28 protein-coding genes are annotated in these 25,487 nt (G+C 69.9%); 19 read left to right on the top strand and 9 right to left on the bottom strand.

Translation table 11 applies throughout. The annotated features are described in order from the left end of the window. Positions 1-114: 114 nt before the first annotated feature. From ACTJI1_RS10580 to ACTJI1_RS10590, 3 genes are all read right to left on the bottom strand, one after another. Entirely contained in the window at positions 115-303 is a 189-nt protein-coding gene (locus ACTJI1_RS10580; RefSeq protein ID WP_310134030.1) for a hypothetical protein, read from the bottom strand. Beyond that, on the bottom strand, positions 300-725 hold the full coding sequence (locus ACTJI1_RS10585) for a hypothetical protein (RefSeq protein ID WP_440742580.1): 426 nt from the start codon (positions 723-725) through the stop codon (positions 300-302). The genes ACTJI1_RS10580 and ACTJI1_RS10585 overlap by 4 nt, the downstream gene beginning before the upstream one ends. Before the next feature lie 91 nt (positions 726-816). After that, the gene (locus ACTJI1_RS10590) at positions 817-1,548 is read right to left on the bottom strand and encodes a DUF4397 domain-containing protein (protein WP_440742581.1); all 732 of its coding nucleotides are present in this window, start codon (positions 1,546-1,548) and stop codon (positions 817-819) included. Positions 1,549-1,672: 124 nt separating this feature from the next. On the opposite strand from ACTJI1_RS10590, the gene ACTJI1_RS10595 reads away from it, so the two are divergent. The 10 genes from ACTJI1_RS10595 (at position 1,673) to ACTJI1_RS10640 (ending at position 13,053) form a co-directional block, all read left to right on the top strand. After that, positions 1,673-2,002, top strand: a complete 330-nt coding sequence (locus ACTJI1_RS10595; protein WP_310134023.1) for a hypothetical protein — start codon at positions 1,673-1,675, stop codon at positions 2,000-2,002. 18 nt (positions 2,003-2,020) lie between these two features. Further along, a complete protein-coding gene (locus ACTJI1_RS10600) occupies positions 2,021-2,374 on the top strand; it encodes a DUF7882 family protein (protein ID WP_310134022.1) in 354 nt (117 codons plus the stop codon). 298 nt (positions 2,375-2,672) lie between these two features. After that, positions 2,673-3,689: a LacI family DNA-binding transcriptional regulator gene (locus ACTJI1_RS10605; RefSeq protein ID WP_440742582.1), complete on the top strand. Its 1,017-nt coding sequence runs from the start codon at positions 2,673-2,675 to the stop codon at positions 3,687-3,689. Positions 3,690-4,304: 615 nt separating this feature from the next. After that, positions 4,305-5,312: a LacI family DNA-binding transcriptional regulator gene (locus ACTJI1_RS10610; protein WP_310134017.1), complete on the top strand. Its 1,008-nt coding sequence runs from the start codon at positions 4,305-4,307 to the stop codon at positions 5,310-5,312. 85 nt (positions 5,313-5,397) lie between these two features. Beyond that, positions 5,398-6,654, top strand: a complete 1,257-nt coding sequence (locus ACTJI1_RS10615) for a sugar ABC transporter substrate-binding protein (protein ID WP_310134015.1) — start codon at positions 5,398-5,400, stop codon at positions 6,652-6,654. Positions 6,655-6,679: 25 nt separating this feature from the next. Then, positions 6,680-7,663 (top strand): carbohydrate ABC transporter permease, encoded by a 984-nt coding sequence (locus ACTJI1_RS10620; RefSeq protein WP_440742583.1) that lies wholly within the window; start codon positions 6,680-6,682, stop codon positions 7,661-7,663. Then, entirely contained in the window at positions 7,660-8,478 is an 819-nt protein-coding gene (locus ACTJI1_RS10625; RefSeq protein WP_310134011.1) for a carbohydrate ABC transporter permease, read from the top strand. Before ACTJI1_RS10620 ends, ACTJI1_RS10625 begins: the two co-directional genes overlap by 4 nt. A 2-nt stretch (positions 8,479-8,480) precedes the next feature. Beyond that, positions 8,481-10,202 carry an amylo-alpha-1,6-glucosidase gene (locus ACTJI1_RS10630; RefSeq protein WP_440742584.1) on the top strand — a complete coding sequence of 574 codons (1,722 nt, stop codon included), beginning with the start codon at positions 8,481-8,483 and terminating at the stop codon, positions 10,200-10,202. Continuing rightward, positions 10,199-12,112 carry a glycoside hydrolase family 127 protein gene (locus ACTJI1_RS10635; RefSeq protein WP_440742585.1) on the top strand — a complete coding sequence of 638 codons (1,914 nt, stop codon included), beginning with the start codon at positions 10,199-10,201 and terminating at the stop codon, positions 12,110-12,112. Before ACTJI1_RS10630 ends, ACTJI1_RS10635 begins: the two co-directional genes overlap by 4 nt. A 116-nt stretch (positions 12,113-12,228) precedes the next feature. Further along, on the top strand, positions 12,229-13,053 hold the full coding sequence (locus ACTJI1_RS10640) for an alpha/beta fold hydrolase (protein ID WP_440742586.1): 825 nt from the start codon (positions 12,229-12,231) through the stop codon (positions 13,051-13,053). 193 nt (positions 13,054-13,246) lie between these two features. Here ACTJI1_RS10640 and ACTJI1_RS10645 read toward each other — a convergent pair whose 3' ends face one another. Continuing rightward, positions 13,247-13,816: a DUF4190 domain-containing protein gene (locus ACTJI1_RS10645; protein ID WP_440742587.1), complete on the bottom strand. Its 570-nt coding sequence runs from the start codon at positions 13,814-13,816 to the stop codon at positions 13,247-13,249. A gap of 177 nt (positions 13,817-13,993) precedes the next feature. Here ACTJI1_RS10645 and ACTJI1_RS10650 point away from each other — a divergent pair, with 177 nt between their 5' ends. Continuing rightward, positions 13,994-14,626, top strand: a complete 633-nt coding sequence (locus ACTJI1_RS10650) for a GntR family transcriptional regulator (protein WP_440742588.1) — start codon at positions 13,994-13,996, stop codon at positions 14,624-14,626. A gap of 39 nt (positions 14,627-14,665) precedes the next feature. Here the strand turns inward: ACTJI1_RS10650 and ACTJI1_RS10655 are convergent, their stop codons facing one another. The 3 genes from ACTJI1_RS10655 to ACTJI1_RS10665 all read right to left on the bottom strand — a co-directional run bounded on the left by ACTJI1_RS10655 (position 14,666) and on the right by ACTJI1_RS10665 (position 18,159). Next, positions 14,666-15,409 (bottom strand): alpha/beta hydrolase, encoded by a 744-nt coding sequence (locus ACTJI1_RS10655; protein ID WP_440742589.1) that lies wholly within the window; start codon positions 15,407-15,409, stop codon positions 14,666-14,668. Positions 15,410-15,639: 230 nt separating this feature from the next. Continuing rightward, the gene (locus ACTJI1_RS10660) at positions 15,640-16,152 is read right to left on the bottom strand and encodes a hypothetical protein (RefSeq protein WP_310133995.1); all 513 of its coding nucleotides are present in this window, start codon (positions 16,150-16,152) and stop codon (positions 15,640-15,642) included. 87 nt (positions 16,153-16,239) lie between these two features. Continuing rightward, the gene (locus tag ACTJI1_RS10665; RefSeq protein WP_440742590.1) at positions 16,240-18,159 is read right to left on the bottom strand and encodes an FAD/NAD(P)-binding protein; all 1,920 of its coding nucleotides are present in this window, start codon (positions 18,157-18,159) and stop codon (positions 16,240-16,242) included. A gap of 157 nt (positions 18,160-18,316) precedes the next feature. On the opposite strand from ACTJI1_RS10665, the gene ACTJI1_RS10670 reads away from it, so the two are divergent. From ACTJI1_RS10670 to ACTJI1_RS10685, 4 genes are read left to right on the top strand one after another with little or no spacing between them, the layout of a single operon-like run. Then, complete coding sequence (locus tag ACTJI1_RS10670) at positions 18,317-18,826, top strand: GNAT family N-acetyltransferase (RefSeq protein ID WP_440742591.1); 510 nt, start codon at positions 18,317-18,319, stop codon at positions 18,824-18,826. After that, positions 18,823-19,806, top strand: coding sequence for an amino acid ABC transporter permease (locus tag ACTJI1_RS10675; protein ID WP_440742592.1), 984 nt, complete (start codon positions 18,823-18,825; stop codon positions 19,804-19,806). The genes ACTJI1_RS10670 and ACTJI1_RS10675 overlap by 4 nt, the downstream gene beginning before the upstream one ends. Then, positions 19,803-20,561 carry an amino acid ABC transporter ATP-binding protein gene (locus tag ACTJI1_RS10680; RefSeq protein ID WP_440742593.1) on the top strand — a complete coding sequence of 253 codons (759 nt, stop codon included), beginning with the start codon at positions 19,803-19,805 and terminating at the stop codon, positions 20,559-20,561. Before ACTJI1_RS10675 ends, ACTJI1_RS10680 begins: the two co-directional genes overlap by 4 nt. A 57-nt stretch (positions 20,562-20,618) precedes the next feature. After that, positions 20,619-21,635 (top strand): transporter substrate-binding domain-containing protein, encoded by a 1,017-nt coding sequence (locus ACTJI1_RS10685; protein ID WP_440742594.1) that lies wholly within the window; start codon positions 20,619-20,621, stop codon positions 21,633-21,635. 200 nt (positions 21,636-21,835) lie between these two features. Here the strand turns inward: ACTJI1_RS10685 and ACTJI1_RS10690 are convergent, their stop codons facing one another. Then, positions 21,836-22,075 carry a DUF1653 domain-containing protein gene (locus tag ACTJI1_RS10690; protein WP_440742595.1) on the bottom strand — a complete coding sequence of 80 codons (240 nt, stop codon included), beginning with the start codon at positions 22,073-22,075 and terminating at the stop codon, positions 21,836-21,838. Between the two features lie 89 nt (positions 22,076-22,164). Between ACTJI1_RS10690 and ACTJI1_RS10695 the strand changes: the two genes are divergently transcribed. The 4 genes from ACTJI1_RS10695 (at position 22,165) to ACTJI1_RS10710 (ending at position 24,871) form a co-directional block, all read left to right on the top strand. Continuing rightward, positions 22,165-23,031 carry an NADP-dependent oxidoreductase gene (locus ACTJI1_RS10695; RefSeq protein WP_440742841.1) on the top strand — a complete coding sequence of 289 codons (867 nt, stop codon included), beginning with the start codon at positions 22,165-22,167 and terminating at the stop codon, positions 23,029-23,031. Between the two features lie 61 nt (positions 23,032-23,092). After that, positions 23,093-23,800 carry a helix-turn-helix transcriptional regulator gene (locus ACTJI1_RS10700; protein WP_310133978.1) on the top strand — a complete coding sequence of 236 codons (708 nt, stop codon included), beginning with the start codon at positions 23,093-23,095 and terminating at the stop codon, positions 23,798-23,800. 75 nt (positions 23,801-23,875) lie between these two features. After that, a complete protein-coding gene (locus ACTJI1_RS10705) occupies positions 23,876-24,250 on the top strand; it encodes a VOC family protein (RefSeq protein ID WP_440742596.1) in 375 nt (124 codons plus the stop codon). 33 nt (positions 24,251-24,283) lie between these two features. Further along, positions 24,284-24,871 carry a DUF1349 domain-containing protein gene (locus tag ACTJI1_RS10710; protein WP_440742597.1) on the top strand — a complete coding sequence of 196 codons (588 nt, stop codon included), beginning with the start codon at positions 24,284-24,286 and terminating at the stop codon, positions 24,869-24,871. A 113-nt stretch (positions 24,872-24,984) separates the two neighbouring features. Here ACTJI1_RS10710 and ACTJI1_RS10715 read toward each other — a convergent pair whose 3' ends face one another. After that, positions 24,985-25,458 (bottom strand): hypothetical protein, encoded by a 474-nt coding sequence (locus tag ACTJI1_RS10715; protein ID WP_440742598.1) that lies wholly within the window; start codon positions 25,456-25,458, stop codon positions 24,985-24,987. Positions 25,459-25,487 lie beyond the last annotated feature (29 nt).

Below are 25,487 nucleotides of genomic sequence, written 5' to 3' on the forward strand. Positions count from 1 at the left end.
GCGCCCGGCGCGCTGAGCGCATCCACTCGTCGTCGCATGCGGTGTCGTCGCACGCGGCGTCGTCGTACGCGGCGTCGTCGTACGCGGCGTCGTCGCATGCGGCGGAGGCGCCGGTCAGCTGGCCAGCGCTTCGCTGCCGCTCTCCAGGTCGGCCAGGCGCTCGAAGAAGAGCGCCAGCACGGCGCGCTCCCGCCGGCTGAGCTGAGCGGTCAGCCGGGCGACCTGCTCGGCCGTCGGCGCGGTGCTCAGCGCCTCGGCGAGATCGCCGAGTGCGGCCGCGATGTCGTCCGCAGTCCAGTTCATCGGTTCGTCCCCTCGTCATGGGTGGATGGTTCGTTCGCGCTCTGCGGCCGGGGGACGGCACGCAGAAGAAGACGGGTGCGACCGCAGTCGCACTGCAGGACCGCCAGGCGGCCCGGGATGCACGAGATCAGCGCGCCCTCGCGGCTGACGCACACGCGGCGGAGGGCCGAGCGGAGGCTGGTGAGCTCGTCCTCGACCAGGCCGTCCTTGACCAGGACGCAACCGTCCGGCGCACCGAGCGACACCAGCAGGTCGTACAGCTCGCCGTCGCTCAGCCCGTCGACCGGGGTGCAGAACTCTCGCTTCACCTCGACCGGACCGCTCAGCCGACGGCGGAAATCCTCGCGGCCCCGGGTGGAGACCCGGCCGGCGAGGAAGAGGGACCAGCGGCCGTCGAAGAAGGCGTGGACCGCCGCTCCCACATGTCGCTCTACGACGCGCATCGCAGTCCGGTCCTCCTCCCCCGGGCGTGACGGGGCCGCGGGCCTCCGCCGCACGCGACCCCGTCACGGGTCATCGGTGGATCATCCAGGGCACGGTGAGCAGGCCGCCCTGACGCAGCGACTGCACGGCCACGGTCAGATTCCCCGCCGCGGCGCTGCCCCAGGCGTAGACGATCGTGTCGGTCCGCGCCTTCACCGGCACGGCCGCCGGGCCGATCACCGGCGCGGTGGTTCCGGCCGGCGCGACCGCTGCGTTCGCGGTGCCCTGCGGAAGGACGAGTGCGGCCTGGTTCGGATTGGTGAGCCCACGGATCACGGGCGTCCCACCGGCCAGGACGTCCACGGCCGGAGCGGCCGCGGTGTGGCGGACGATGAGCCGTCCGGTCCCGTAGGGAGTCGTCGAGATGTCGTTGGTGAACACCGTCGCCGTCGGCGCCCCGGACGCGGTCAGGTGAGCGGCGACCGTGTAGCTGGTGTTGCGGTTGAAGGTCACCGACACCGGGCCGATCACCGGGTTGCGGTCGTTGCGCGCATCCGCCGCCGTGATGGCCAGGCGGTACGTGCCCGACGGCAGGAGGTACGGGCCGGTCACGGTGCCCGGCTGGAAGTCGTTGAGGACCCGGAGGCCGTCGACGTAGACGTCCACGGGCGTGTTCGGCACGCCGTGGAACACGGAGACCTGCGCGATCCCGAACGACCGCCAGGCGGGCGCGGGTGCTGCGTTCGCCGGCGCGACGCCGACCAGCGTCAGCGCTGCCGCCACGGCCACGGCGCCGAGACGCCACCACCACTTTCTCTTCATCAGGGAACCCCTTCGTCCTGTCGGAGGAGCCGAACGGATCCTCCCGTGATGCTTTCTGCATCCGGAGGCCATTCGGATGCACCAGGGGCTGGAAAAGTGTGCGGATCGGTGGAAATCATGGGATATGGAGAAGTTGTATTACGCCGGGGGGCACATCTTCCTCGACGACGATGTCTGCGACGCACTCGTCCAGTACGCGCGAGCCCTGGCGGATGTGGGCAAATCGGACCTGGTGACGGTGCCTGCCCTCTCCGACGAGGGGATGCAGGGCCGCACCCGGCTGCTCATCGGACCGGCCAGTCAGCTGTTCGCGGCCCCGGCCCTCGACCGCGGCGTCGATCTGACGGATGCGGAGGCCACGGAGTCGATGCGCGACAAGACGGCACGGCTGCAGCCGTCGCGACCGGTGTTCGAGGAGAACCCCGAGTTCTCGAGCGAGCACTACCCGGATTAGCCACGAGGAGCCGGGACGATGGGAACCCTCTTCTACGGCGCCGGGCGGCTGGCCATTGCCTTCGAGGACCGCGTGCTCGCCCACCTGCAGCTCGCCGTGGCCACGAAGCTCCGCCGCCAGGAGTCGTTCATGCTGAACTGGCGCGACAACGAGAGCGTCGGCGACGGCCGCAGCGCGGTCTGGATCGGGCCGCACACCGACCTGCACTTCAAGTACTCCGGCAGCCGGTTCCCGGAGATCAACGCGGACTGGGTGAGCGCGCTGGTGGTGTCGGCGTCCACGCCGCTCGGGCTGCAGCTCCTCGATGAGGGCAGCCTCGACGTGCCGCCGAGCCCGCGGGGTCGGACCGGGAGGGGCGGGGCTGCGCGGTAGGTGGTCGCGGCGGGCGGTCGCGGCGGGCGGTCGCGTCCGTCGAACCGATTCGATCTCGCGCTCGTACGCCCCTTGGGCGTAACTGCGCCCGTTTGGAACGGTTGCGGTGCGGCGAGCAGCCGCGAACGTTCCGAGAGGCCGCAGTCTGGCGCGGGCGCTGGCGCGCCGCGTCCGACGGGCGAACCGATTCGACGTATTGCGGCCGCGCAGCGCGCCGCCGCAAGGTGCCGCGTGACAGAATCACGGGGACGATCCTGTGATGCGGTGTCGTCCGCAGCGCCCACAGCGAGGAGGAAGCATGGCAGCGACCATCGGCGACGTCGCCCGCGTCGCCGGCGTCTCGCGCAGCACCGTCTCGTACGCGCTGTCCGGAAAACGCGCCATCTCCGAGGAGACCAGGACGCGCATCCAGGCCGCCATCGACGAGCTCGGCTTCACCCCGAACGCCGGCGCGCGCGCCCTGGCCACCGCGCAGACGAACGTGCTCGGGCTCTACCTGCAGTTCCAGGAGGACGAGTTCGCCCCCGCGATGCTGCAGTACGTGCTCCCCGTCTCCACCACCGCGCGCGAGCACGGCTACGACCTGCTGATGGTGACGGACGCCGACCGCGTCAACGCCGTGCGCCGCACCACGTCGTCGGCGATGATCGACGGCGTCGTGCTACTCGACGTCACCTACGACGACTCCCGGCTGGAGCCGCTGCGGGAAGCGCCGCAGCCCGCGGTGCTCATCGGCTACGCCCGCAACGGCGAGGGATTCGACTCCTACGACCTCGACTTCGGGGAGGCTGCGCGGATCGTGGTCGACCACCTCGCTGACCTCGGGCACCGCGACGTCGTGCTGATCACGCCTCCGCGCCACGTCTACGAGCGCGGCGGCTCCTACGCCTGGCGCTTCCGCGACGCCGCCGTCGAACGGGCCGCGCGCTACGGGATCCGTCTCGTCGCCCACGAGGGCGACTCGCGGCAGCCCGGAATCACGGACTCCCTGGATGCGGCGCTGGCCGCATCCCCCCACGCCACCGCGCTGATGGTCCACAACGACGCGACGATCGCCGCACTCCCCGCATACCTCGACAAGCGCGGGATGCGCGTGCCCGACGACCTCTCTGTGGTCGGCGTCTTCTCACAGGAGTTCGGCCAGGCCTTCTCGCTGCCCTACACCGCCACCGAGACCTCCCCGGACCGTCTCGGGCAGGAGGCGGTGCGCCAGCTCATCCGCCGCATCCACTCGCCCGAGGAGGCCGGCGAGCCGCGCGTCCGCTTCATCGAGCCGGAGCTGGTCGACCGCGGCAGCACCCGCCCCGTCGCCTGAGCGCGCGGCGCGGCTGCGCGCTTTGCGGCCGGGGTGAAATTCGTGCCGAATCGCGACTGTGCGGCGTCGATGGCCGCGATTCGGCACGAATCGTCGCCCGCGCCCCCCGGGACATTCGTCACGAACGTCGCGTTATGCAGGCGCGGAGGCGGCTTTCGTCACGAATGTCCCCATGGCGAGCCGCACCGACGCCCTCCGTTGCAGCGACATTTGCCACGAAGGTCCGCTCAGCCGCGCGCTCAGGCGACATTCGTGACGAATGTCGCGTCATGCAGGCGTGGAGGCGACATTCGGCACGAATGTCGCCTCACGTGGCCGCGGACGCGACATTCGTCACGAAAGTCGCGTGACGTAGGCGCTGACGCGACATTCGTCACGAATGTCGCACCGACCCCCGCCTCCACGACATTCGCACGCCTTTGTCGCGAGATTTGTGCCAAATCGCGGTTTTAGCGCCGGCATTACCGCGATTTGTGCCAAATCGTGGCACCGCCACCGCGGGCAGCGCGTAAGACGGGCACCATCCCATCATCGAACCGCTTCGACTTGTGGCGGGCGCTACAGGGCGCTACAGTGATCGAACCGGTTCGACGATGACGGCCTGAGGAGGTGCCCGTGGCGATCACGATCACAGACGTCGCCCGCCACGCGGGCGTCTCCCCGAGCACCGTCTCGTACGCGCTGTCGGGCAAGCGGTCCATCTCGCCGTCCACTCGGGCACGCATCGACGAAGCGATCTCGGCGCTCGGATTCACCGCCAACGCGGGCGCCCGCGCCCTCGCCACGTCGCAGACCATGGTGATCGGGCTGCTCACGCAGTTCCACCAGGACGAGTTCGCCCCCGCGATGCTCCAGTACGTGCTCCCGGTGTCGGACACCGCCCGCGAGTTCGGCTACGACATCCTGCTGGTCACCGAGATCGACGCCACGGCCGCACTCCGCCGGGTGACGAGCGCCGGGATGGTCGACGGCGTCGTCCTGCTCGACGTCGTCCACGACGACCCGCGCCTCGACACGCTCCGTGCCGCCTCGCAGCCGGGAGCCCTGGTCGGCCTACCCAAGCGCACCGAGGGCCTCGACGTCTTCGACCTCGACTTCGGGGAGTCGGCGCGCATCCTCGTCGACCACCTGTACGGGCTCGGCCACCGCGAGATCATCGTGGTGTCGCCTCCCAAGCATGTGTTCGAGCGCGGCGGCGCGTACGGCTGGCGGTTCCGGGACGCGGCCCTCGAGCGGGCCGCTCGCTACGGCATCCAGATGCACCCGTACTTCGGTGAGGCGCAGCAGCCGGCGATCGGCCAGAGCGTCAACGCGATCCTGGATGCGCGGCCCACCGCGACGGCGCTGATCGTCCACAACGACGCCACGATCGCTGCGCTCCCCTCCGTGCTCGCCGCCCGCGGCACCCGGGTGCCCGCTGACCTGTCCGTGGTCAGCCTCTACTCCAAAGACTTCGGTCGAGCATTCTCCCTGCCCTACACGGCGGTGGAGAGCTCGCCCGATCAGCTGGGCCAGAACGCGGTCCGGCAACTGGTGCGCCGGATCACGTCGCCCGAGCTCGCTGGAGCTCCGGTGACGAGGTTCATCGCACCGGAGCTCACCATCCGCGGGAGCACCCGATGAACCCGAGACCACACGCAGCGCCGCACACCGCAGGGCGCTCCCCGCACACGACACATCAGCACTGCACGATTCAAGGAGGAATACTGTGATCGCACACAAGAGCGCCCGCCTGGTGGGCGCGGCGGTTCTCGCCGCAGCCGTCATCGGCGGCGTCGCGGCCTGCTCGGGCTCCGGCTCGGGCTCCGGCTCCGGCAGCAGCGCCGGCGGCACCTACACGTTCTGGGACCCGTACCCGCAGTTCGACGCCTCGGCCGACTGGACGAAGCTGGTCGAGCAGTGCGGCACGGAGGCCGGCGTCACCGTCAAGCGCACCGGCTACGACACCAGCGACCTGACGAACAAGGCGCTGCTGGCCGGACAGCAGGGCAGCTCCCCCGACCTGCTGCTCGTCGACAACCCCGTGGTTTCGACGCTGGCCGAGGCCGGCATCCTCACCAGCACGTCCGAGAACAAGCTCGACACCGGCGACATCCAGAAGAACATCCTGGCCGCCGGGCAGCTCGACGGGAAGACGTACGGCGTGCCGATCGGCGCGAACACCCTGGCGCTCTACTACAACAAGAGCGTGCTCAACGCCGCCGGTGTCGACATCTCCACCGTGAAGGACTGGAGCAGCCTCACCGACGCCCTCGCCAAGGTCACCGCCGCGGGCAAGAAGGGCATCACCTTCTCGGCGATCGGCACCGAGGAGGGGAGCTTCCAGTTCCTGCCCTGGTTCTGGGGATCCGGTGCGGATCTGAAGCACCTCGACTCCGCCAAGGCGACCCAGGCGCTGACGCTCTGGACGGACTGGGTCAAGAAGGGCTACGCGCCCAACTCGGTGATCAACAACACCCAGACCACGTCGTGGCAGGAGTTCGCGACCGGCGACTTCGCGTTCGGCGAGAACGGCACCTGGCAGCTCGGGAACGTCAAGAAGGCCGGCATCGACTACGGCATCCTGACGATCCCCGGGGCCGACGGCAGCGCGGCCCCCGCTCCGACGGGCGGCGAGTTCATGACGCTCCCCGTCCAGAAGGACACCGCCCGGTACGCCACCTCGAAGAAGATCGCCGAGTGCCTCACGAGCACGAAGAGCTTCGTGAAGACCGACACGACCCTCTCGTACATCGCGCCGACCGAGGCCGCCCAGAAGGAGCAGGTCGCCGCGAACCCCGAGCTGAAGCCGTGGGTGGATGCGGTGGCCGCCGCCAAGGGCCGCACCAGCGACAACCTGGGCACGAAGTACCCGAAGATCTCGCAGCAGCTGTGGGGCGCCGTGCAGAACGCTCTCAGCGGTTCGCAGTCCCCCGAGGCGGCCCTCAAGGCCGCACAGAGCGCGGCAGAGGCCGCCACCAAGTAACGCACCTCCCCGAAAGTACCGAGACATGACGACGACACAGACAGCGCTGCACGAATCGGTGCGGGGCACAGGCGGGGCGGCCGGCACGGCCGCCCCGCCGCGGGCGCGCACCCGGCGCTCGGGCGGGAGACGGTCCGGCCAGTGGGCCGCCTGGGCTTTCCTCGCTCCCGTGGTGATCTACCTGATCGTGTTCTACGCGTTCCCGCTCTACCGCAACATCGAGCTGAGCGTGCGGGACTACACCGTCCGGTCCTTCGTGCAGGGCGGCGCACCGTTCGTCGGGCTGGACAACTACGTCAAGGTGTTCCAGAGCCCGACGTTCGGGCCGGCCATCCTGCACACGGCGCTGTTCACCGTCGTCTCGATCGCGTTCCAGTTCACGATCGGCATGGCCCTCGCCGTCTTCTTCCACCAGAACTTCCGGCTCTCGGCCACGCTGCGAGCTCTGTTCCTGGTGCCCTGGCTGCTCCCGCTGATCGTGTCGGCGTCCACCTGGTCGTGGATGCTGAACAGCGACTCGGGCGTCGTCAACGCCGCCCTCGAGGCGTTCGGCCTCCCGGGCATCAACTGGCTGACCTCCCCCGACTGGGCGCTCACCAGCGTCACCATCGCCAACATCTGGATCGGCATCCCGTTCAACCTGGTGATCCTCTACTCGGGGCTGCAGAACATCCCGTCGGACCTCTACGAGGCGGCCTCGCTCGACGGCGCGAACGGCTGGCAGAAGTTCTGGAAGGTCACCTTCCCGCTGCTCCGGCCGGTCTCCGCGATCACGTTGCTGCTCGGCCTCGTCTACACGCTGAAGGTGTTCGACATCATCTGGATCATGACGCGCGGCGGCCCCGGCACGTCGTCCACGACGCTCGCGACCTGGTCGTACCAGCTCGGCTTTGCGTCCACGCTCCCGGACTTCAGCCCGGCGGCGGCGGTCGGCAACGTGCTGATCATCATCGCCCTGGTCTTCGGGATCATCTACATCCGCACGCAGCGAAAGCAGGACATCGCATGAACGGCCGGCGACCCTGGTGGAAGACCGTCGTGGGCGTCGTGCTCACCCTCGTGATGCTGTTCCCGGTCTACTGGATGATCAACGTCTCGCTCACCCCCACGACCGAGATGCGCAAGAGCCCGCCGAACCTGTTCCCGATCCACGCCACGTTCGAGGGCTACCAGGCCGTGATCAGCCAGCAGCTGCCGTACCTCGGCACGAGCCTGCTGATCGGGCTCGGCACCGTGATCCTGACTGTCGCGCTGGCGGCCCCGGCCGCGTACTCGCTCGCCAAGCTGCGGCCGCGCGGCCGGGGTGCGCTCAACTTCGTGCTGCTGATCGCGCAGATGATCCCCGGGATCATCATGGCGATGGGGTTCTACGCGATCTATCTGAACCTCGGCATCCTGAACACGCTGTGGGGCCTGATCATCGCGGACTCCACCATCGCGGTGCCGTTCGGCGTGCTGATCTTCTCGGCCTTCATGGCCGGCATCCCCGACGAGCTGATGAGCGCGGCGAAGATCGACGGCGCCGGAACGTGGCGCACGTTCCGCTCGATCGTGCTGCCGGTGAGCCGCAACTCCATCGTGACGGTCTCGCTGTTCGCGTTCCTCTGGGCCTGGTCCGACTTCATCTTCTCGTCGACGCTGAACAGCGGCGGTGCGTTGCAGACGATCACCCTCGGCATCTACAAGTACATCGGCAACAACAACCAGGAGTGGAACGCGATCATGGCGACCGCCGTGGTGGCGTCCATCCCGGCGGCTGTGCTTCTCGTCATCGCGCAGAAGTACGTCGCTGCGGGCGTGACCGCCGGGGCGGTGAAGGACTGAGGATGAGCGCCTTCGACGACTTCTCGTTCGACATCGCGGAGATCCCGTTCTCGCGCCGCGGCGCGTGGCTGGACCTGTCGCGCGTCGTCGCCCTGCACACCGTCGCGGACGACCTCCACCTGGTGACGCACACCGGCGGGATGCACGCGGTGCTCCGGCTGGAGCCCCGGAGGGATGGACGTCCCGCCGCCACGGACGTCCGGGCGACGCCGGGCGTCCTCACCTGGAGCGCCGACGGCGGTTCGGTCGAGGCGGCGTTCGACGACGCCGGCATCCGGTTCCGCGGCCGCGGCCTGGGCCTCGCCTTCGTCGCGCCCGACGAGCTGACGCCGTTCACCGGCGCCTATCTGTTCGCGGATCCGCTGGACGGCTCCCCGACCCTCACCAGCTACGAGTCCGGTCGCCGGTACCGCTTCACGGTGCTCCGCGGTGAGCCGGAGGTGGTCGGCGCCGAACGCGTCGGCGTGACGTCCCGCGCCGTCGCCTTCGGCTCGGACGACGACTGGGAGGTGCTCGTCGAGGAGCTCGAGACGAGCGCTCCCGCGGTCGCATCGGTCGCCTCCTTCGACGCCGTCGTCGAGGCGCGCCGGACGGAGTTCCGCGCGTACAGCGAGCGCCTCCTCACCGGCACGCCCTTCAGCGTGGACGTGAAGGCGTGCTACGTGATGTGGTCCGCCACGGTCTCCCCGGCGGGCTTCGTGACGCGGGAGGCGGTGCTGATGTCCAAGCACTGGATGGACAAGGTCTGGAGCTGGGACCACTGCTTCAACGCGATCGCCCTGGCCGCCGGCGACCCGCAGGCGGCGCTCGACCAGTTCCTGCTCCCCTTCGACCACCGGGACGCCACCGGCGCGCTGCCCGACTCGATCACGCACTCCGAGGTGCTCTACAACTTCGTCAAGCCGCCCATCCACGGCTGGGCTTTCGCGCAGCTGCGCGCACGGGCGCCGCGACCCTTCGAGCGGGCGCAACTCGAGGAGGTGCACGCCGGCCTCGCCGCGTGGACCCGCTTCTGGCTGCGCCAGCGCCGTGCGCCGGGCCACGCGCTCCCCTATTACCAGCACGGGAACGACAGCGGCTGGGACAACTCGACCACCTTCGACCACGGCGGCGTGATCGAATCGCCCGACCTGGCGGCCTTCCTCGTGCTGCAGCTGGGGGTGCTCGCACAGTTGTCCGAGGAGCTCGGGCTACCCGCGTCGGAGTGGATCGAGGCCGAGAGCGAGGTGCGCACCGCCCTGTTCCGTGAGCTCTGGACCGGCTCGGGCTTCATCGCGCGCTCCGTGGCGACCGGAGATCCGGCCCCCGCGACCAGCCTGCTCAACACCCTCCCGATCCTGCTCGGCGAGCAGCTGCCGGAGGACGTCGCCGACCGGCTGGCCGCATCCATCGCCCGGCACCTCACCGAGTGGGGTCCCGCCACCGAGCCGGTCGACTCGCCGCTCTACGAGGGCGACGGCTACTGGCGCGGACCCATCTGGGCGCCGTCCACGATGCTCATCGAGGACGGGCTGCGGCGTGCCGGTCACCGCGAGCTGGCGGACCGCATCGCCCGCTCGTTCGCCGCGCTCTGCGACACCTCGGGCTTCGCAGAGAACTTCGACGCGCGCACCGGCGCCGGCTTGCGCGACCGCGCCTACAGCTGGACGGCGAGCGCCTACCTCACCCTCCGTTCCGACGCGCTGGCCCGCGCGGAATACGCGATCCTGGCTGGAGCAGAATGACCGACACCCTCGACCGCACGCGCCTCGGCGGTCCCGTGAACCCCAGCTCGTCCCTCCTGCGTCCGCTCGGCCCCTCGGAGGTCCGCATCGCCGGCGGCTTCTGGGGCGAGAAGCAGGAGCTCAACGCCGCGTCGATCATCGGCCACTGCCTGACCTGGATGGAGCGGATCGGCTGGGTGGGCAACTTCGACCGCGCTGCGGACGGAACCGTCGCCGAGCACCACGACGGCATCGAGTTCGTCGACTCGGAGGTCTACAAGCTGCTCGAAGCGATGGCGTGGGAGCTGGGCCGGACGCCGGACGGTCCGCTCGAGCCCGTCTACCGGGAGCTCGTCGAGCGGGTCGCGGCCGCCCAGGAGCCGGACGGCTACCTGCACACCTCTTTCGGCCGCCCCGGCCAGCGCCCGCGCTACTCGGACCTGGAGTGGGGGCACGAGCTGTACTGCTTCGGCCACCTCTTCCAGGCGGCGGTCGCCCGCTACCGCACCGGTCACGATGACGCCCTGGTGGCGGTCGCCCGCCGGCTCGCCGACCACGTCTACACGGAATTCGGTCCGGAGGGCCGGGACGCGATCTGCGGGCATCCCGAGATCGAGACGGCTCTGGTCGAGCTCGGCCGCGCGCTCCGCGAGCCGCGGTACGTCGAGCTCGCGCGGCTGCTCGTGGAGAGGCGGGGACGCCGGACGCTGAAGACGACGCTGTTCCAGGGCAGCGAGTACTTCCTGGACGATGTGCCCGTCCGCCGCGCGGACGTGCTCCGCGGCCACGCGGTGCGGGCGATGTACCTGTCCGCCGGCGCCGTCGACGTCGCCACCGAGTCCGGCGACGCGGAACTCCTCGACGCCCTGCGGCGCCAGTGGGACAACACGGTCGCCCACCGCACGTACGTCACCGGCGGCATCGGCTCGCACCACCAGAACGAGGAGTTCGGGAGCGACTTCGAGCTGCCCGCCGACCGGGCGTACGCGGAGACCTGCGCGGCCATCGGATCCGTCATGTTCAGCTGGCGCCTGCTCCTGCAGACCGGTGACGCCCGCTACGCCGACCTCATCGAGCGCACACTGCTGAACGCGGTGCTCGTCTCGCCGCGCGAGGACGGTCGCGCCTTCTACTACGCGAACACCCTGCACCAGCGCGTTGCCGGCAGCGAGCCCGACGAGGACGAGGTCAGCGAGCGCGCAGAGTCGAGCATGCGGGCGCCGTGGTTCGAGGTCTCGTGCTGCCCGACGAACGTGGCACGGACCCTCGCGAGCGTCTCGTCGTACGTCGCCACCGCGACGGACGACGGCGTGCAGCTCCATCTGCTGGCGGATGCGGAAGTGGAGACGACCGTGGGGACCGGCGCGGTCCGGCTGGCCGTCCGGACCGGCGGTTATCCGTACGCGGGCTCGATCGAAATCGACGCGGAGTCGGAGGGCGAGGTCGAGGTGCGGGTGCGCATCCCGGGCTGGGCCGCCGGTGCGGTCGCGCGCTTCCGGGGCGAGGAGCTGCCCGTCGTGGACGGCTACGCGCGCGCCCGGGCGCACTTCGTGAGCGGCGACCGCATCCACCTCGACCTGCCGATAGAGCCGCGGCTTACGTACCCGGACGCGCGGATCGACGCGCTGCGCGGAACCGTGGCCGTCGAGCGCGGACCGCTCGTGCTGTGCGCCGAGTCGACGGACCTCCCCTCCGGCGTCGACGTGAGCCGGATCGCGCTCGACGCCGGCGTGCCGCTCGGCTACCTTCCGGACGGCGCGACCGTCGCGATCGCGATCGCCGAGCCCCGGGACGCGCCCTGGCCGTACGGTGACGCGGAGAGCGACGAGACGGTCACGACGGCGACGGCCCGGCTCATCCCGTACCACCGCTGGGCCAACCGCGGTCCGAGCACCATGCGCGTGTTCCTGCCGGTGGCCGCCGCCGACTGATCGCGGCTGAGACGACCCTGGTCCTCGACCGGTGGCGACGGTTAGGTTGGACGTGCGCCGACCTGTTCCGCAGCACCATCCCCCACAGCATCGCTTCGCCATTCCTGGAGGGAACTATGGGCACTGTCACCACATCCGACGGAATCGAGATCTTCTACAAGGACTGGGGAACGGGTCAACCGATCGTCTTCAGTCACGGCTGGCCGCTGTCGGCCGACGACTGGGACACGCAGCTGCTGTTCTTCCTGCAGCACGGCTACCGTGTGGTCGCCCACGACCGGCGCGGCCACGGCCGTTCCACTCAGAGCGGCGACGGTCACGACATGGACCACTACGCCGCCGACCTCCGCGCGGTGGTGGAGGCGCTCGACCTGCACGACGCCATCCACGTCGGCCACTCCACCGGAGGCGGCGAGGTCGCGCACTACATCGCGACCTACGGCGAGGACCGGGTGGCCCGGGCGGTGCTGATCAGCGCCGTGCCGCCCATCATGGTGCAGACGGAGAACAACCCTGGTGGTCTGCCGAAGAGCGTGTTCGACGACCTGCAGGCGCAGCTCGCCAAGAACCGGTCCGAGTTCTACCGCGCCCTGCCGTCGGGCCCGTTCTACGGGTTCAACCGGCCGGGAGTCGAGTCGTCCGAGGCCATCATCGAGAACTGGTGGCGGCAGGGGATGATGGGCGGCGCGAAGGCGCACTACGACGGGATCGTCGCCTTCTCGCAGACCGACTTCACCGAGGACCTGAAGAAGATCTCGGTGCCTGTGCTCGTCATGCACGGCGAGGACGACCAGATCGTCCCCTACGCCGATTCCGGCCCCCTGTCGGCGAAGCTCGTGCAGAACGGGACGCTCAAGTCGTACCCCGGCTTCCCGCACGGCATGCCGACCACGCAGGCCGACACGATCAACGCCGACCTGCTGAAGTGGCTGCAGTCGTAGCGGGAAAGACGACGTCGCCGGTTCTCGCGGAATGCGGAAGCGGCGACGTCGTCGTTTGGGCAGCGAACTGCTGGGGTCAGCCGCAGCTCGCGTCGACGGCGTTGAAGGCGCTGCCCAGCTCGCTGCTCAGGCGGCGGAGTTCCTTCTCGTGGAGGTTCACCACGGCGGCCGGGTCTTCGGCGACCGGAGCGACCTAGGCGATCAGCGCATCCAGGCTGCGGGAGGCCGCGGTCGCCGATGCGCGCACGTCGGCGTCGGTCACGGTCGCGGCAGCGGTCTTCCACTCCTCCGAGAACTCGCGGAGCGCGGAGACCGCCTTGGGCGGATCCGCCGCGAGCGTCGACAGGTCGCTCAGGGCGGTGCGGGACTCGGTGACGGCGTCGGCGAGGACCTGGCACTGCGCACTTGTCGTCAGCGCCGAGGGAAGCGATCGCTCGAGCGTCGACCCGGCGGAGGTGTGGGCGGCCGCGACCAGAGCGGCGACGAGCCCCCAGGTGATGATGCCGACCACGATGTTCACGGCGCCTATGACGATGGCGCTGATCGCCAGGCCACGGCCGCGCTCGCCCGTGCGGGAGACCTTCTGCAGCGACACGACGCCGAGGATGATGCCGAGCAGGCCGCCGATGAAGGACAGGATGAAGGCCACGATCGCGAGCACGTTCCACTTCGGAGGCGCTGCCGGGTATGCGGGTTCAGAGGCCGGTGCCGCGGATGCCGCCGGGGTGCCGGGCATCGGTGAGGTGGTGGGTTCGTCGAGCATGGATCACTTTCGTTCGTGCGAAGGAGTTGGGCGGAGAGTTCCTACGTAGGAAGACGCAAGAGGCGCACCGTACGTGACGCGAACGGGCCACCTGTCCGCAATTCGCATGCATTACGCGCGATTGAGTAGCGTTCGTGCTGACATACCAGCACCGATACGTTGCGGAGGAACGGGCCGATGACCGTCGATCGTGGAGAGTTCCATGTGCGAGCACGAGACTTCATCCGTGACCGGTTGCGGGAAGGGATCCTGGACGGGACGCTTCAACCGGGCGAGGAAGTGGCCGTAGCGGAGGTGGCGAGCTGGCTGGGTGTCCCGGTGACGCCGGTCCACCCGGCCATGGTGGCCCTGGAGATGGAAGGCCTCCTGGAGGTGGGCCAGCACGCCGCGCGCGTCGCCGTTGTCGACTCGGACCGGATCGACGAGCACCTGTACACGCTCGGTCTCCTGCGCGCCGGTGCGATCGAGTGCACACTTCCGGAGTTGTCGCCGGTCGCGGAGGCCGCGATCGTCGACCTCGTAGACCGAGCACGGTCGGCCGCCGCAGATGGCGACCTCCCCGAACACGACACATCCTCCGCCGAACTCTGGCAGGTGTTCGTGGACGCGTGCCCGAATCAAGCGCTCCGGCGGGCTTACGCCACCACGGCGCCCGGGCTCGTGCACAAGTCCCGGCTCGCCGGTCCGATGTCCCCCGAGAACAGTGACCGCTTAGCCGAGGGGTACGACGCCCTCCGTTGGGCGGTGACGACCCGAGGTCTGGCTCACGCCGTCCGGGCCACCCAGCGAGTACACGCGCTGGGCAGCTGAGATCGGGCCACCCGCCCTCCGACGGGTGGCCCGATCGCGTCACCGCAGGTGCCGGGCGAAGAAGCGGGCGGCGTCCTCGCCGGCGAACGCGGGGACGCCGCGATGGCCGCCGAGGTTCGCCTGCAGCGTCTTCTCCGACGAGCCGAACGCGTCGAAGAGGTCGAGCGCGGCCTGCCGGTCGTTGCCCTCGTCGTCCCACTGCAGCAGGACGTGCACCGGGATGGTCACCCTCCGCGCCTCCTCGAGGATCGTCGCCGGGACGTAGCTGCCGGCGAAGAGACCGGCCGCGACGATCCGCGGCTCGGTCACCGCGAGCCGCACCCCGACCGAGATGAAGCCGCCGGAGTACCCGACCGGCCCACCGATCCCGGGGAGCGCGAGCGCCGCATCCATCGCCGCCTGCCACTCGGGCACCGCCGCGTCGACCAGCGGCAGGACCAGCCGGTCGACGAGCTCCGGTGGGACCGGGTCGCCGGCGGCGAGCGTCCGTCGCAGGTCGGAGCGCGCCTGGTCCAGTCCCGCCGACGGCGGCCGGTCGCCGCTTCCCGGCAGCTCGATGGCGAGCGCGGCGAAGCCGTCGGCCGCCGCGCGCTGCGCCCGGCCGAGGAGCCGCGGATACATCCCGTCGATGCCGCCGGGATGCCCGAGCAGGATCAGCGGAGCGGGAGCGGACGGTGTAGCGGAGGTGGGCGTCCAGAGGATGCCCGGGATTCCGTCGAGGGTGAATCGGCGCTCGACGACGCCGGCGCCGGAGCGCGTTTCAGAAGTGAAGTCGAAGGTCATGGTCGTGCCTTTCGGGAGTGCCGGAAGGGCGCCCCCGGACGACCTATCGCCCGACCGTGTCCCCAGAGAGGAGCACCCACGTCATAGCGTTCATGGGTATCACCTCCTCGATCTGCTGCACGGACCGGGGCAGCGTAGCACGGGGCCCGCAGGCCCGTCACCCCCGCCGGGCAGAGACAAGGGCCGGAGGGTCGGGAGTCCCCGAACCGTCCGGCCCTTGTCGTCGCTGGTTACGCCCGCGGCGCCTTGCTGGCCTTGACCGCGGCGAAGTACTCGTTCGCCGGCTTCAGGAAGATCAGCACGGTCGCGATGACGCCGACCACCACGCGGGCGGCACCCAGGCCGAACCCGTCGAGGATGCCGAAGAGCGACAGGACTGTGACCACCAGGAGCACGATGCGCGCCCAGTTGGCGCCGCGGCGCATGAACACCGCGAACAGCACGTAGGCGGCGATGTACAGGATGCCGAAGACGATCGCGAAGGTGATGCCTATGCCGACGGCCGCATCCACAGCGCCGTTGGGGACCTGCTGACCCTGCGACTCGATCTGGCGCTGGATCGCGTCACGCGACGCACCGATCGTCACCAGCGAGACGATCAGCGACAGGAGGCTGAGCGCGGCGCCCACGATGTACAGCCAGAACGCGATGTTCACCTGCTGCGGGGGTGCCACCGGCGCGCCGGCACCCGGGGCGGGCGACGACGAGGCGGGGTAGCTCGGGGGCTGGTTGGGGTCGGTCACTGTGGTCTCCTTCATCGATGCTGATCTGCGACGGCTGGCCGTCTGGCCGCTGGGCCGCTGCATTTGAGCGCCATTCACGGTATCCCTTCAGGACATTGTTGGCAATGCCTCAGAAAGCCGGCGCGCATCCCGGACGAGGGAGAGTTCGGCCAGCACCGACTGCGCGACCCGGTCGTTCTCGCGGAACGAGAGGGCGTTGGTTCCCGGCCGGGCGAACGCACCGGCGAACGGCGCGTCGGTGAACGGGCCGATCGCCCAGCGGCGCGGATGCGGTCGGCCTGAGCCGTCGAGGACCCGCGCGTCCGCGGGCGAGACGCGCAGCATCCCGTGCCGGAAACCGCCGTCGCCCGAGCGGGCGAGGTCGCGCAGCGCCGGGTTGTCGGAACGCTGCGCATCGGTCGCAGGGAGCCACGCGTCGACCAGAGCATCGACGGGGCGGGAGCCGTCGACCGACGCGCTGGAGACGCGGAACGTTCCGGCGTCCTCGTCGGCGTGCACGTCGAAGCGCGCGCCGGCGAACTCGACGATGCCGGCCTCGGAGAGCGCGAGCAGCTCCTCGAGGCGGTGACCGGGCGGCCCGGAGGCGACGTAACTGAAGTACGCGGGCCACCAGCCGTGCAGGTCGCGGGTGCGCGACTCCTCCGTCCAGGCGGCGGAGGCGCCGATCGGCGCGAGCGCGAACATGGTGTGCAGCAGGGCCAGGAACAGCCCGAGGGTCTCCGAGTGCTCCGGGGCGGTCCGGCGGTGCAGGTCGTCGCGCAGGTGGGCCCGCAACGCGTCCTGCAGCTCGGCGCGATCGGCGAAGCGCAGCCCGTCGAGCGGCCGGTCGAAGGCGTCGAGGTGGAGGTGATCGCGCGGGTCGGGAAGCGCGGAGCTCACCAGCTCGTCGTACACGGCGGACCGCAGGTCCACGGTGTCGAGGCGGTCGCGGAAACGCTCCCAGGGCAGCCGGGTGCGCTCGGGATGGCCGGTGAACAGCTCGCGGTAGTAGCCGTGGAGGAGTTCCCGCTCCACGAGCGGGAACACGTCGCGCCGGAAGTCCAGCGTGCCGCGCTCGCGGGTGAGGGCGGCCAGCACCTGGGGCGTCAGGTACCGCAGCGCCGGCTGCTCGCCGACGAGCGCCGAGGAGATCTTCGAGCGGTACGGCACCCCGCGCCGCGAGCCGATCAGGATGCGCGGCTCGCGCCCGCTCGGGCGGTAGCGCAGGCCGCCGGAATCCCGCTCGAAGCGGCCGCCGCGTCCCTCCGTGAGGAGCACGACGAGGTCGACGGCGGCGAGTCCCATCCCACGGACGGCGACGAGACGGCCGGGGCGCAGGGCCGAGAGGTCGGCGTCGGCCGTGAAGGCGGGCGGCTGGTAGTGGAGGCCGTGGCGCTCCGCGAAGGCGGCGAGCGCCGCCGACTCGCCGGAGGGTTCGCTGCCGGTGTGGCCGAGGGCGTACACGACGGAGTCCGCCCGCAGCACCGTGCCGTCGGCGAGGCGGACGCGCTCGGCATCGACGCCGGACTCGACCGCGACGACCTCCGACGCGTGTGCGGCGACCACCGCATCCTCGTCGAGGGATGCGATGGTGCGGCGCAGGAACCAGTCCAGGTAGTGGCTCTGCAGCCGGCGGGTCGGGAAGTCTCCGCGCGACAGCCTGCGGAGCTCGGCCGCCACCTCCGGGTGGGCGGGTTCGGCATCCGGCACGCGCCCGTCGCGGACGCCCTCCGCCCACTCCAGCAGCGACGGCCCGGCGACGACCGGTCCGTCGATCGCGCAGGAGGCGTCGGTGAACATGGTGACGTCCTCGGCCATCGAGTTGAGCTTCAGCAGAGCGGACTGCTCGCGTCGCCAGATGCGGCCCGGGCCCGGCGGGTACGGGTCGACGAGGTGCACCACGACCGGGACCCGGTCGGGGGCGACGGACCGCGCCGCGGCGAAGCGCTCCAGCCAGCCGGCGGCCCGCGGACCGGCGCCGACGACCACCACCGAGGCACGGCGCGGGGAGGAGGCAGCGGAGGACATCGCGCCACCCTGCACGGGCACGGCGCGATCGGACAAGCCACCGTGACGCCGTGTTTCACGCCGCGACGCAAACCGTAACCGAAGCTGTCGCGATCGTCCGGACCGGTTCTACGGTCATCCGCAACATCCACCCACCACCCCGCGATTGGAGGCATCGGTGACCGTCACGAACGTCGACGCCGACGAATTCCGCTATGTCGAGGCCACGGACGAGCTGGCCCGCCCGCTGCTCGCCGAGCTCGAGTACGAGTACGACATCCGCTACGGCGACTTCTTCGGCGAGCGCGCCTCGACCGAGCTGAGCCGCTATCCGGCCGAACTGTTCACCGCCGCCCTTGGTGGCGCTTTCGTGCTGCTGCTCCGGGACGGCGAGCCGATCGCCGGGGGTGCGTACAAGCGCTACGACGAGCGCACCGCCGAGCTGAAGCGCATCTGGACGAGCTCCGCCCACCGGCGGCAGGGCCTCGCCCGCCGGGTGGTCGCCGAGCTGGAGTCGGAGGCCATCCGCCGCGGGTACACCCGCGTGTACCTCACCACCGGACCGCGCCAGCCCGAGGCGAAGGCGCTGTACCTCGCGGCCGGTTACCGCCCGCTCTACGACACGGCGCTGCCGCCGGAGGAGGTCGGCATCCACGCCTTCGAGAAGACCGTCGGGGTGGAGCGATGACCGCCGCGACGACCGCCGCGACGGTCGAGCGGCCGGCGGCAGCCACCCCCCGCGAGGCGGCACTGCCCGACGGCATCGACCTCCGGCGGCTCGCCGAGCGCCCGGTGCTGCCGCTGCGGCATCCCGGCCGGTGGATCGCCGCAGCGCTCGTGCTCGTCGTGCTGCTGAACGCGGGCCAGACGTTGTTCACCAACCCGTCGTGGGAGTGGGCGAAGGTCGGCAAGTGGCTGTTCAGCCCGGCCATCCTGACCGGACTGCAGCTCACCCTCGCCGCGACCGCGATCTCCGCCGTGGTCAGCTTCGCGGGCGGCATCGTCGTGGCCCTCGGCCGGCTCTCGGCCAACCCCGTCCTGAGCTCGGTCAGCTGGCTCTACGTGTGGCTGTTCCGCTCGGTTCCGCTCATCCTGGTGCTGATCTTCCTGTACAACCTCGGCAACCTGTACCCGACGATCGGGATCGGCATCCCCTTCGGTCCGCAGGTCGAGGTGAAGACCGTCAGCGTGCTCTCGGACCTGACGCTCGGAGTCATCGGCCTGAGCCTCAGCGAGATCGCCTACAGCTCCGAGATCGTGCGGGCGGGCGTCCTCTCGGTCGACCACGGCCAGCACGAGGCCGCGAAGGCGCTCGGTCTCCCCCGGGCTCGGCAGTTCCGGCGGATCGTTCTGCCGCAGGCGCTCCGGTCGATTGTCCCGGCGTACGTCAACCAGATCATCGGCCTGCTGAAAGCCAGTTCGCTCCTCTTCTATGTGTCGCTGCTCGACCTGTTCGGCGTCGTCCAGAACCTGGGCAGCACGTACCCGACGGACATCATCCCGCTGCTCGTCGTCGCGACCATCTGGTACCTCGTGCTCACCAGCGTCGTGTCGGTGATCCAGTACTACGTCGAGCGCTACTACGCGCGGGGCGCGGTGCGCACGCTCCCGCCCACGCCGCTGCAGCGCCTGCGCCGCCGCGTCGCCGCGATCGGAGCCCGGCGATGACCGCGGGCATCGAGATCGCGAACGCGACCAAGTCGTTCGGCGACCGACCGGTGCTGCGCGGCGTCGACCTGACGATCGAGGCGGGAACCGTCACCGTCATCCTGGGCCCCTCCGGCTCGGGCAAGTCGACGCTGCTGCGGGCGATCAACCACCTGGAACCGCTGGACGAAGGGTATGTCGTCGTCGGCGGCGAGCTGATCGGCGTGCGCCTGCACCGCGGGCGGCTGAAGGAGCGGAGCGAGCGCGACATCCTGAAGCAGCGTGCGCGGATCGGTTTCGTCTTCCAGAACTTCAACCTGTTCCCGCACCTGACGATCGTCGAGAACATCAGCGAGGCGCCCATCGCGCTCGGGACGCCGCCGGCGCAGGCCCGGGAGCGGGCCCTGGCCCTTCTCGACCGTGTCGGCCTCTCCGAGAAGGCGGCCGCCTACCCGCGGCAGCTGTCCGGCGGGCAGCAGCAGCGGGTCGCGATCGCCCGCGCGCTCGCGCTCGAACCGGAGGTGCTGCTGTTCGACGAGCCCACCTCCGCCCTCGACCCCGAGCTGGTCGGCGACGTGCTCGAGGTCATCGCCTCCCTCGCCGGCAGCGGCGTCACCCTCGTGGTCGTCACCCACGAGATCGGCTTCGCCCGGCAGGTCGCCGACCGCATCGTCTTCCTCGACGACGGCGTCGTCGTGGAAGAAGGCGCACCGGACGACGTGCTCGACCGGCCGCGCAACCCGCGGACCCGGGAGTTCCTGAGCCGCGTGCTCTGAGCATCCCGGGCCGTTCGCACCATCCCGTTCGCATCACCCACACCGAGGAGAACATCCATGTCACATCGCACCCACCGCCGACGATTCGGCACCGCAGGCGCCGTCCTCGCGTCGGCCGCCCTCGTCGTGTCTCTCGCGGCCTGCTCGGGGCAGGCGTCAGCCGAGACCGACGGGTCCGCGTCCGGCACCGTCACCATCGGCGCCCACACCAACGGCGCGGGCACCGAGACCACCCTGAAGGTGGCGACCGTCGAGAAGATCCGGGACGAGCTGCCCGCCTCCGTGAAGTCGAAGGGGACCCTCGTGATCGGCGTCGGCGCCCTGCCCGCCGGCTTCCCGCCGCTCGCATTCACCGGCGACGACCAGAAGACCCTCACCGGGTCGGAGCCCGACCTCGGCCGCCTCGTCGCGGCGGTGCTCGGCCTCAAGCCCGAGATCAAGAACGCCACCTGGGACAACCTGTTCGTCGGGATCGACACCGGCGCCACCGATGTCGGATTCTCGAACATCACGGACACGGAGCAGCGCAAGGAGAAGTACGACTTCGCCTCCTACCGCAAGGACGAGCTGGCGTTCACGGTGCTGAAGAAGAGCACCTGGCAGTTCGAGGACGACTACCGCACCCTCGCGGGGAAGACGGTCGCGGTGTCGTCCGGCACGAACCAGGAGAAGATCCTGCTCGAGTGGAAGACGAAGCTGGCCGCCGAGGGCAAGACCCTCGACATCAAGTACTACCCGGACGCCAACTCCACGTGGCTCGCCCTGAACTCCGGCAAGATCGACGCGAGCTTCGGCCCGAACCCGACCGCGGCCTACCAGAACACGCAGAGCGCGTCGTCGGCCAACCCGACCCGCACGGCGGGCACCTACTCGGGCGCCGGCGCGAGCCTCCAGGGCCTCATCGCGGCAACCGTGAAGAAGGGCAGCGGGCTCGACAAGCCGATCGCCGACGCCATCAACCACCTCATCGAGACCGGCCAATACGCGAAATGGCTGAAGGCGTACAACCTCTCGAACGAAGGCCTGCCGACGTCCGAGGTGAACCCTCCGGGACTGCCGCTCGACAACCAGTGACGTGAGGCGGAGGGCCGGGACGCGTGCGTCCCGGCCCTCCGTGTTCGGCCGGTTCCGGCGGAATCTGGCGCTCGGGCTCTGTTTACGTAAGGCTCTTTTGTCCCCATGGCCAGCCGCGGGCGGAACCTGATCTCGCGCGTGGCGCGCTCGTTGGGTACAAGGCGTGTCCGCCGCGCCTGTCGCGCCGCCGAAGGGCGCCCTCAGGCGTGCAGCCCCTGGTCGGCGGCGCGCCGGAAACGCGGCCGTCGCACGCCCTCGTGCGTCACTGACTCGGTGAACATGCTCAACGGTCGAATCCACAGGCTGCGGTCCCCGTACAGCGTGCGGTAGAACACGTGCCATTCGAGCGACTCGCTGTGCCGGGCGAGCGCCAGCACCTCATAGCGGCCGCCCTTGAAATGCTCGTACACCCCGGGGGTGACATCTTCGATCTCGGTCATCTGAGCCACAGTAGCGTCGCGAATTCACCGTAGACGCGTCTGTCCAGGTTAGGGAGTTCAAGCCTAAGCGAGGAGACGATGTGGATCAGATGCTGGTCCGGGTGCACGCTGCGGGCGTGAACCCGATCGACTGGAAGACGCGGGCTGGAGGCGGGGTCGCCGGCCTGCTCGGCGCATCGCCGCACGTGCTGGGGTGGGACGTGTCGGGCGTGGTCGAGGAGGTCGGATTCGGTGTGTCGGATCTGGCGCCAGGAGATGAGGTCTTCGGGATGCCGTGGTTTCCCCGGCCGGCGGGAGCGTACGCCGAGTATGTGACCGCTCCGTCGCGTCACTTCGTCCGGAAGCTGGCGTCCGTGACGCACGTTGAGGCGGCGGCCGTGCCGCTCAGCGCGCTGACCGCCTGGCAGGCGCTGCACGACCTCGCCGGGATCTCCCCCGCCTCGCGGGTGCTGATCCACGGCGCGGCCGGCGGTGTGGGGCACCTCGCCGTCCAGATCGCCAAGCACCTGGGCGCGCGGGTCACCGCCACCGCGCGGGAAGAGCATCACAGCTGGCTCGCCGGACTCGGCGCAGACGAACTGATCGACTACACGCGGGCCCCGTTCGAGAATCTGACACAGGACAACGACGCCATCCTCGACCTGATCGGTGAACAGGACGACACGACCCGGCGCTCCCTCGCCACCGTCGCTCCCGGTGGGCTGGTGATGGTGTTCGCGGACGCCCCCGCAGCAGAGACCACGGCCGCTTTCGCCGCGGCGAACATCCGCTTGGCGCACATCATCGTGCAGCCGGACTCGCGGTCCCTGCACGAGATCGCCCGGTTGCTCGACGCCGGACGGTTGACGGTCACCGTGACGCGCACCTACCCGTACGGCGAGGTCGCCCGTGCGCACGTCGACCGGGAAGCGGTGCATCCCGGCGGCAAAGCCGTGCTGACCTTCCCGCTCGACTAAAGCCGGCCTTGTTGCCGACGCGCGCACAGCGACTCGACATTGTGGAAACTAGGGTCGAGATGTGAATCGCACCGACCGTCTCTACGCACTCGTCGAGGAGCTCAGGGCGGTGGCTCCGCGCCCGAGGAGTGCCCGGTGGCTCGCCGACAAGTTCGCTGTCAGCTCCCGGACCATCGAGCGGGACTTGTCGGCGTTGCAACAGAGCGGGGTCCCCATCTGGGCAGAACCCGGCCGCACCGGAGGCTACTGCCTTGATCCCGGGCACACCCTGGCGCCCTTGGGGTTGACGGTCGACGAGGCACTCGCCGTCATAGTCGCTCTGGGCACTCTGGCCACCAGCCCATTCCGCGATGCGGCCACGTCGGCGCTCCGCAAGGTCGTCGCCGTCACAGACGATCGCAGCCTCAGAGAGACGGCTGAGCTAGCGACCCGCATCCACCTGCTCGGCGAGCGCAGGCCGAATGACGCGCCGCGCGAACTGGCCGACGCACTGCGAACCGGGCAGGTTCTACAGATCAGCTATACCGATCGCAACGGCGTCGCGACCTCGCGAAACGTCGAACCCATGGGATTCGTCGGAAAGGGCAGCGACTGGTATTTGATCGCCTGGTGCCGGCTGCGCGACGGCGTGCGCGCATTCCGAGGCGACCGCATCACCGAGGCGAAGCCTACAGGTGAGCGACCACCGCGGCGCCCGCTGCGCGTGGAGGATCTCGGCATCGTCGAGGGAGAACTCCGGATGGTCGGCGTGAGCGAAAAAACGCCCTAAACGCCGACAGGACGTTGTCGCGCGTCCGGCCCATCCTGAACATGTCGAGCCGAACGGCCGGCCGAAAGGAACACCATGGACCTCGCATCGATCCGCATCATCACTCACGACGTCGACAGGCTCGTTCGTTTCTACGAAGCCCTCACGGGAACTCTCGCTGCGCGTCCGGCTCCCGTCTTCGCGGAGTTCCGAACGGCCGGCGGCACCCTCGCGATCGCGAGCACAGCAACCGTCGCGATCCTCGGTGACGACGCCCTGAAACCGGGCAGCAACGACACGATCATCGTCGAATTCCTCGTGACGGACGTCGACGCGGAGTTCGCTCGACTGCACGAGATGATCGAGGACATCGTGCTCGTGCCGACCACGATGCCCTGGGGGAACAGGTCCACCCTTTTCCGCGATCCTGACGGCAACCTGGTGAATCTCTTCTCACGCCCCGCCCCCTGAGACCGACCGTTGTGGACCGATACATTCGATGACATGACCGACATCGACTGGAACTCAGGCACGTGGACGACCGAGCCCGCCCGCGTGGTGGTGGCCGACGACGGGATGCGCGTCACCGCCGTTGAGGGAAGCGACGCCTGGCGCATCACCTCCTATGGTTTCGTCCACGACACGGAGCACGCACTCCTCACCTCGTTCGATCAGGACACCGCGATGGAGGTGTCGTTTCTCCTCGACTTCTCGGCTCAGTTCGACCAGGCCGGCATCTTCGTCAAGGTCGACGACAGCACCTGGACCAAGGCTGGTGTGGAGCGCAGCGACGGCGAGGACAGCCTCGGCGCGGTCGTCACCCGCGGCTTCTCCGACTGGTCACTCTCGCCGGTGCCCGGCTGGCATGGTCGGCTTGTCACGATGCGTGCCAGTCGGTCTGGTGACGCCCTGACCGTCCGCGCCCGAGTGGACGACGAACCGTGGCGCCTTGTGCGGGTGGCGCCCCTCGACCCCGGCGCCGCGGTGACCGCGGGCCCCCTGTGCTGCTCCCCGTGGCGGGCCGACCTCACCGTCCACTTCACTGCCTGGCGGATCGGGCCGGCGGACACGAGCCTGCACCCTGACGCCTGAGGCGTGGGCAGCCGCCGCGGTCGGTCTGTGCAGCGCGAACCGATTCGTGCGTACCTCGACCTCAGGCTCGCCAGTGCGCCTGCCCGGCAGCGGATCCTTGTCTGACCGGTCGTCTAAGCGCCGAGGTTGTCGAACTCTCGCCGCAGATACTTCGGAGCCTGCACACGCCACGCCTCCGTCACGAGTTCCACAAGATGGTCTTCCTCGATGCCGGCCATTCGGAAGGCGACCTTCGGCTGACCCCAGGGGGTTGTGGTGCGCAGGAACACGTCGGGCGCCATTTCGATAAGAGCCAGCGCGTCCATGCGGTCGGCCACTTTCACCCCGACGACGAGCTCGGCCGCGACTATCTCGCGCATGTCAGCGGGGACGCTCGGCCAGGGATGGCACTCCCACGCATACGGCTTGCCGCGAACGAACCACGCAGCACCGCCCGTCGTCGCTCGCTCCTCGCTACCGGGCAACACAGCGGCGGTCCGGCGCAGGTCATTGAGAGTTGCCACGGCTTTGACCGTAATTCGCACCACCGACACGAAAGCACGAGGCAGCAGTTGGCGATCCGTGATCAGCGGCAGAGCCACGACCATGCAAGTTTCCGCACCCCACCGCGATCCGG

It is taken from the genome of Leifsonia sp. 22587 (assembly GCF_052044215.1).
GTDB classification, from domain to species: domain Bacteria; phylum Actinomycetota; class Actinomycetes; order Actinomycetales; family Microbacteriaceae; genus Leifsonia; species Leifsonia shinshuensis_C.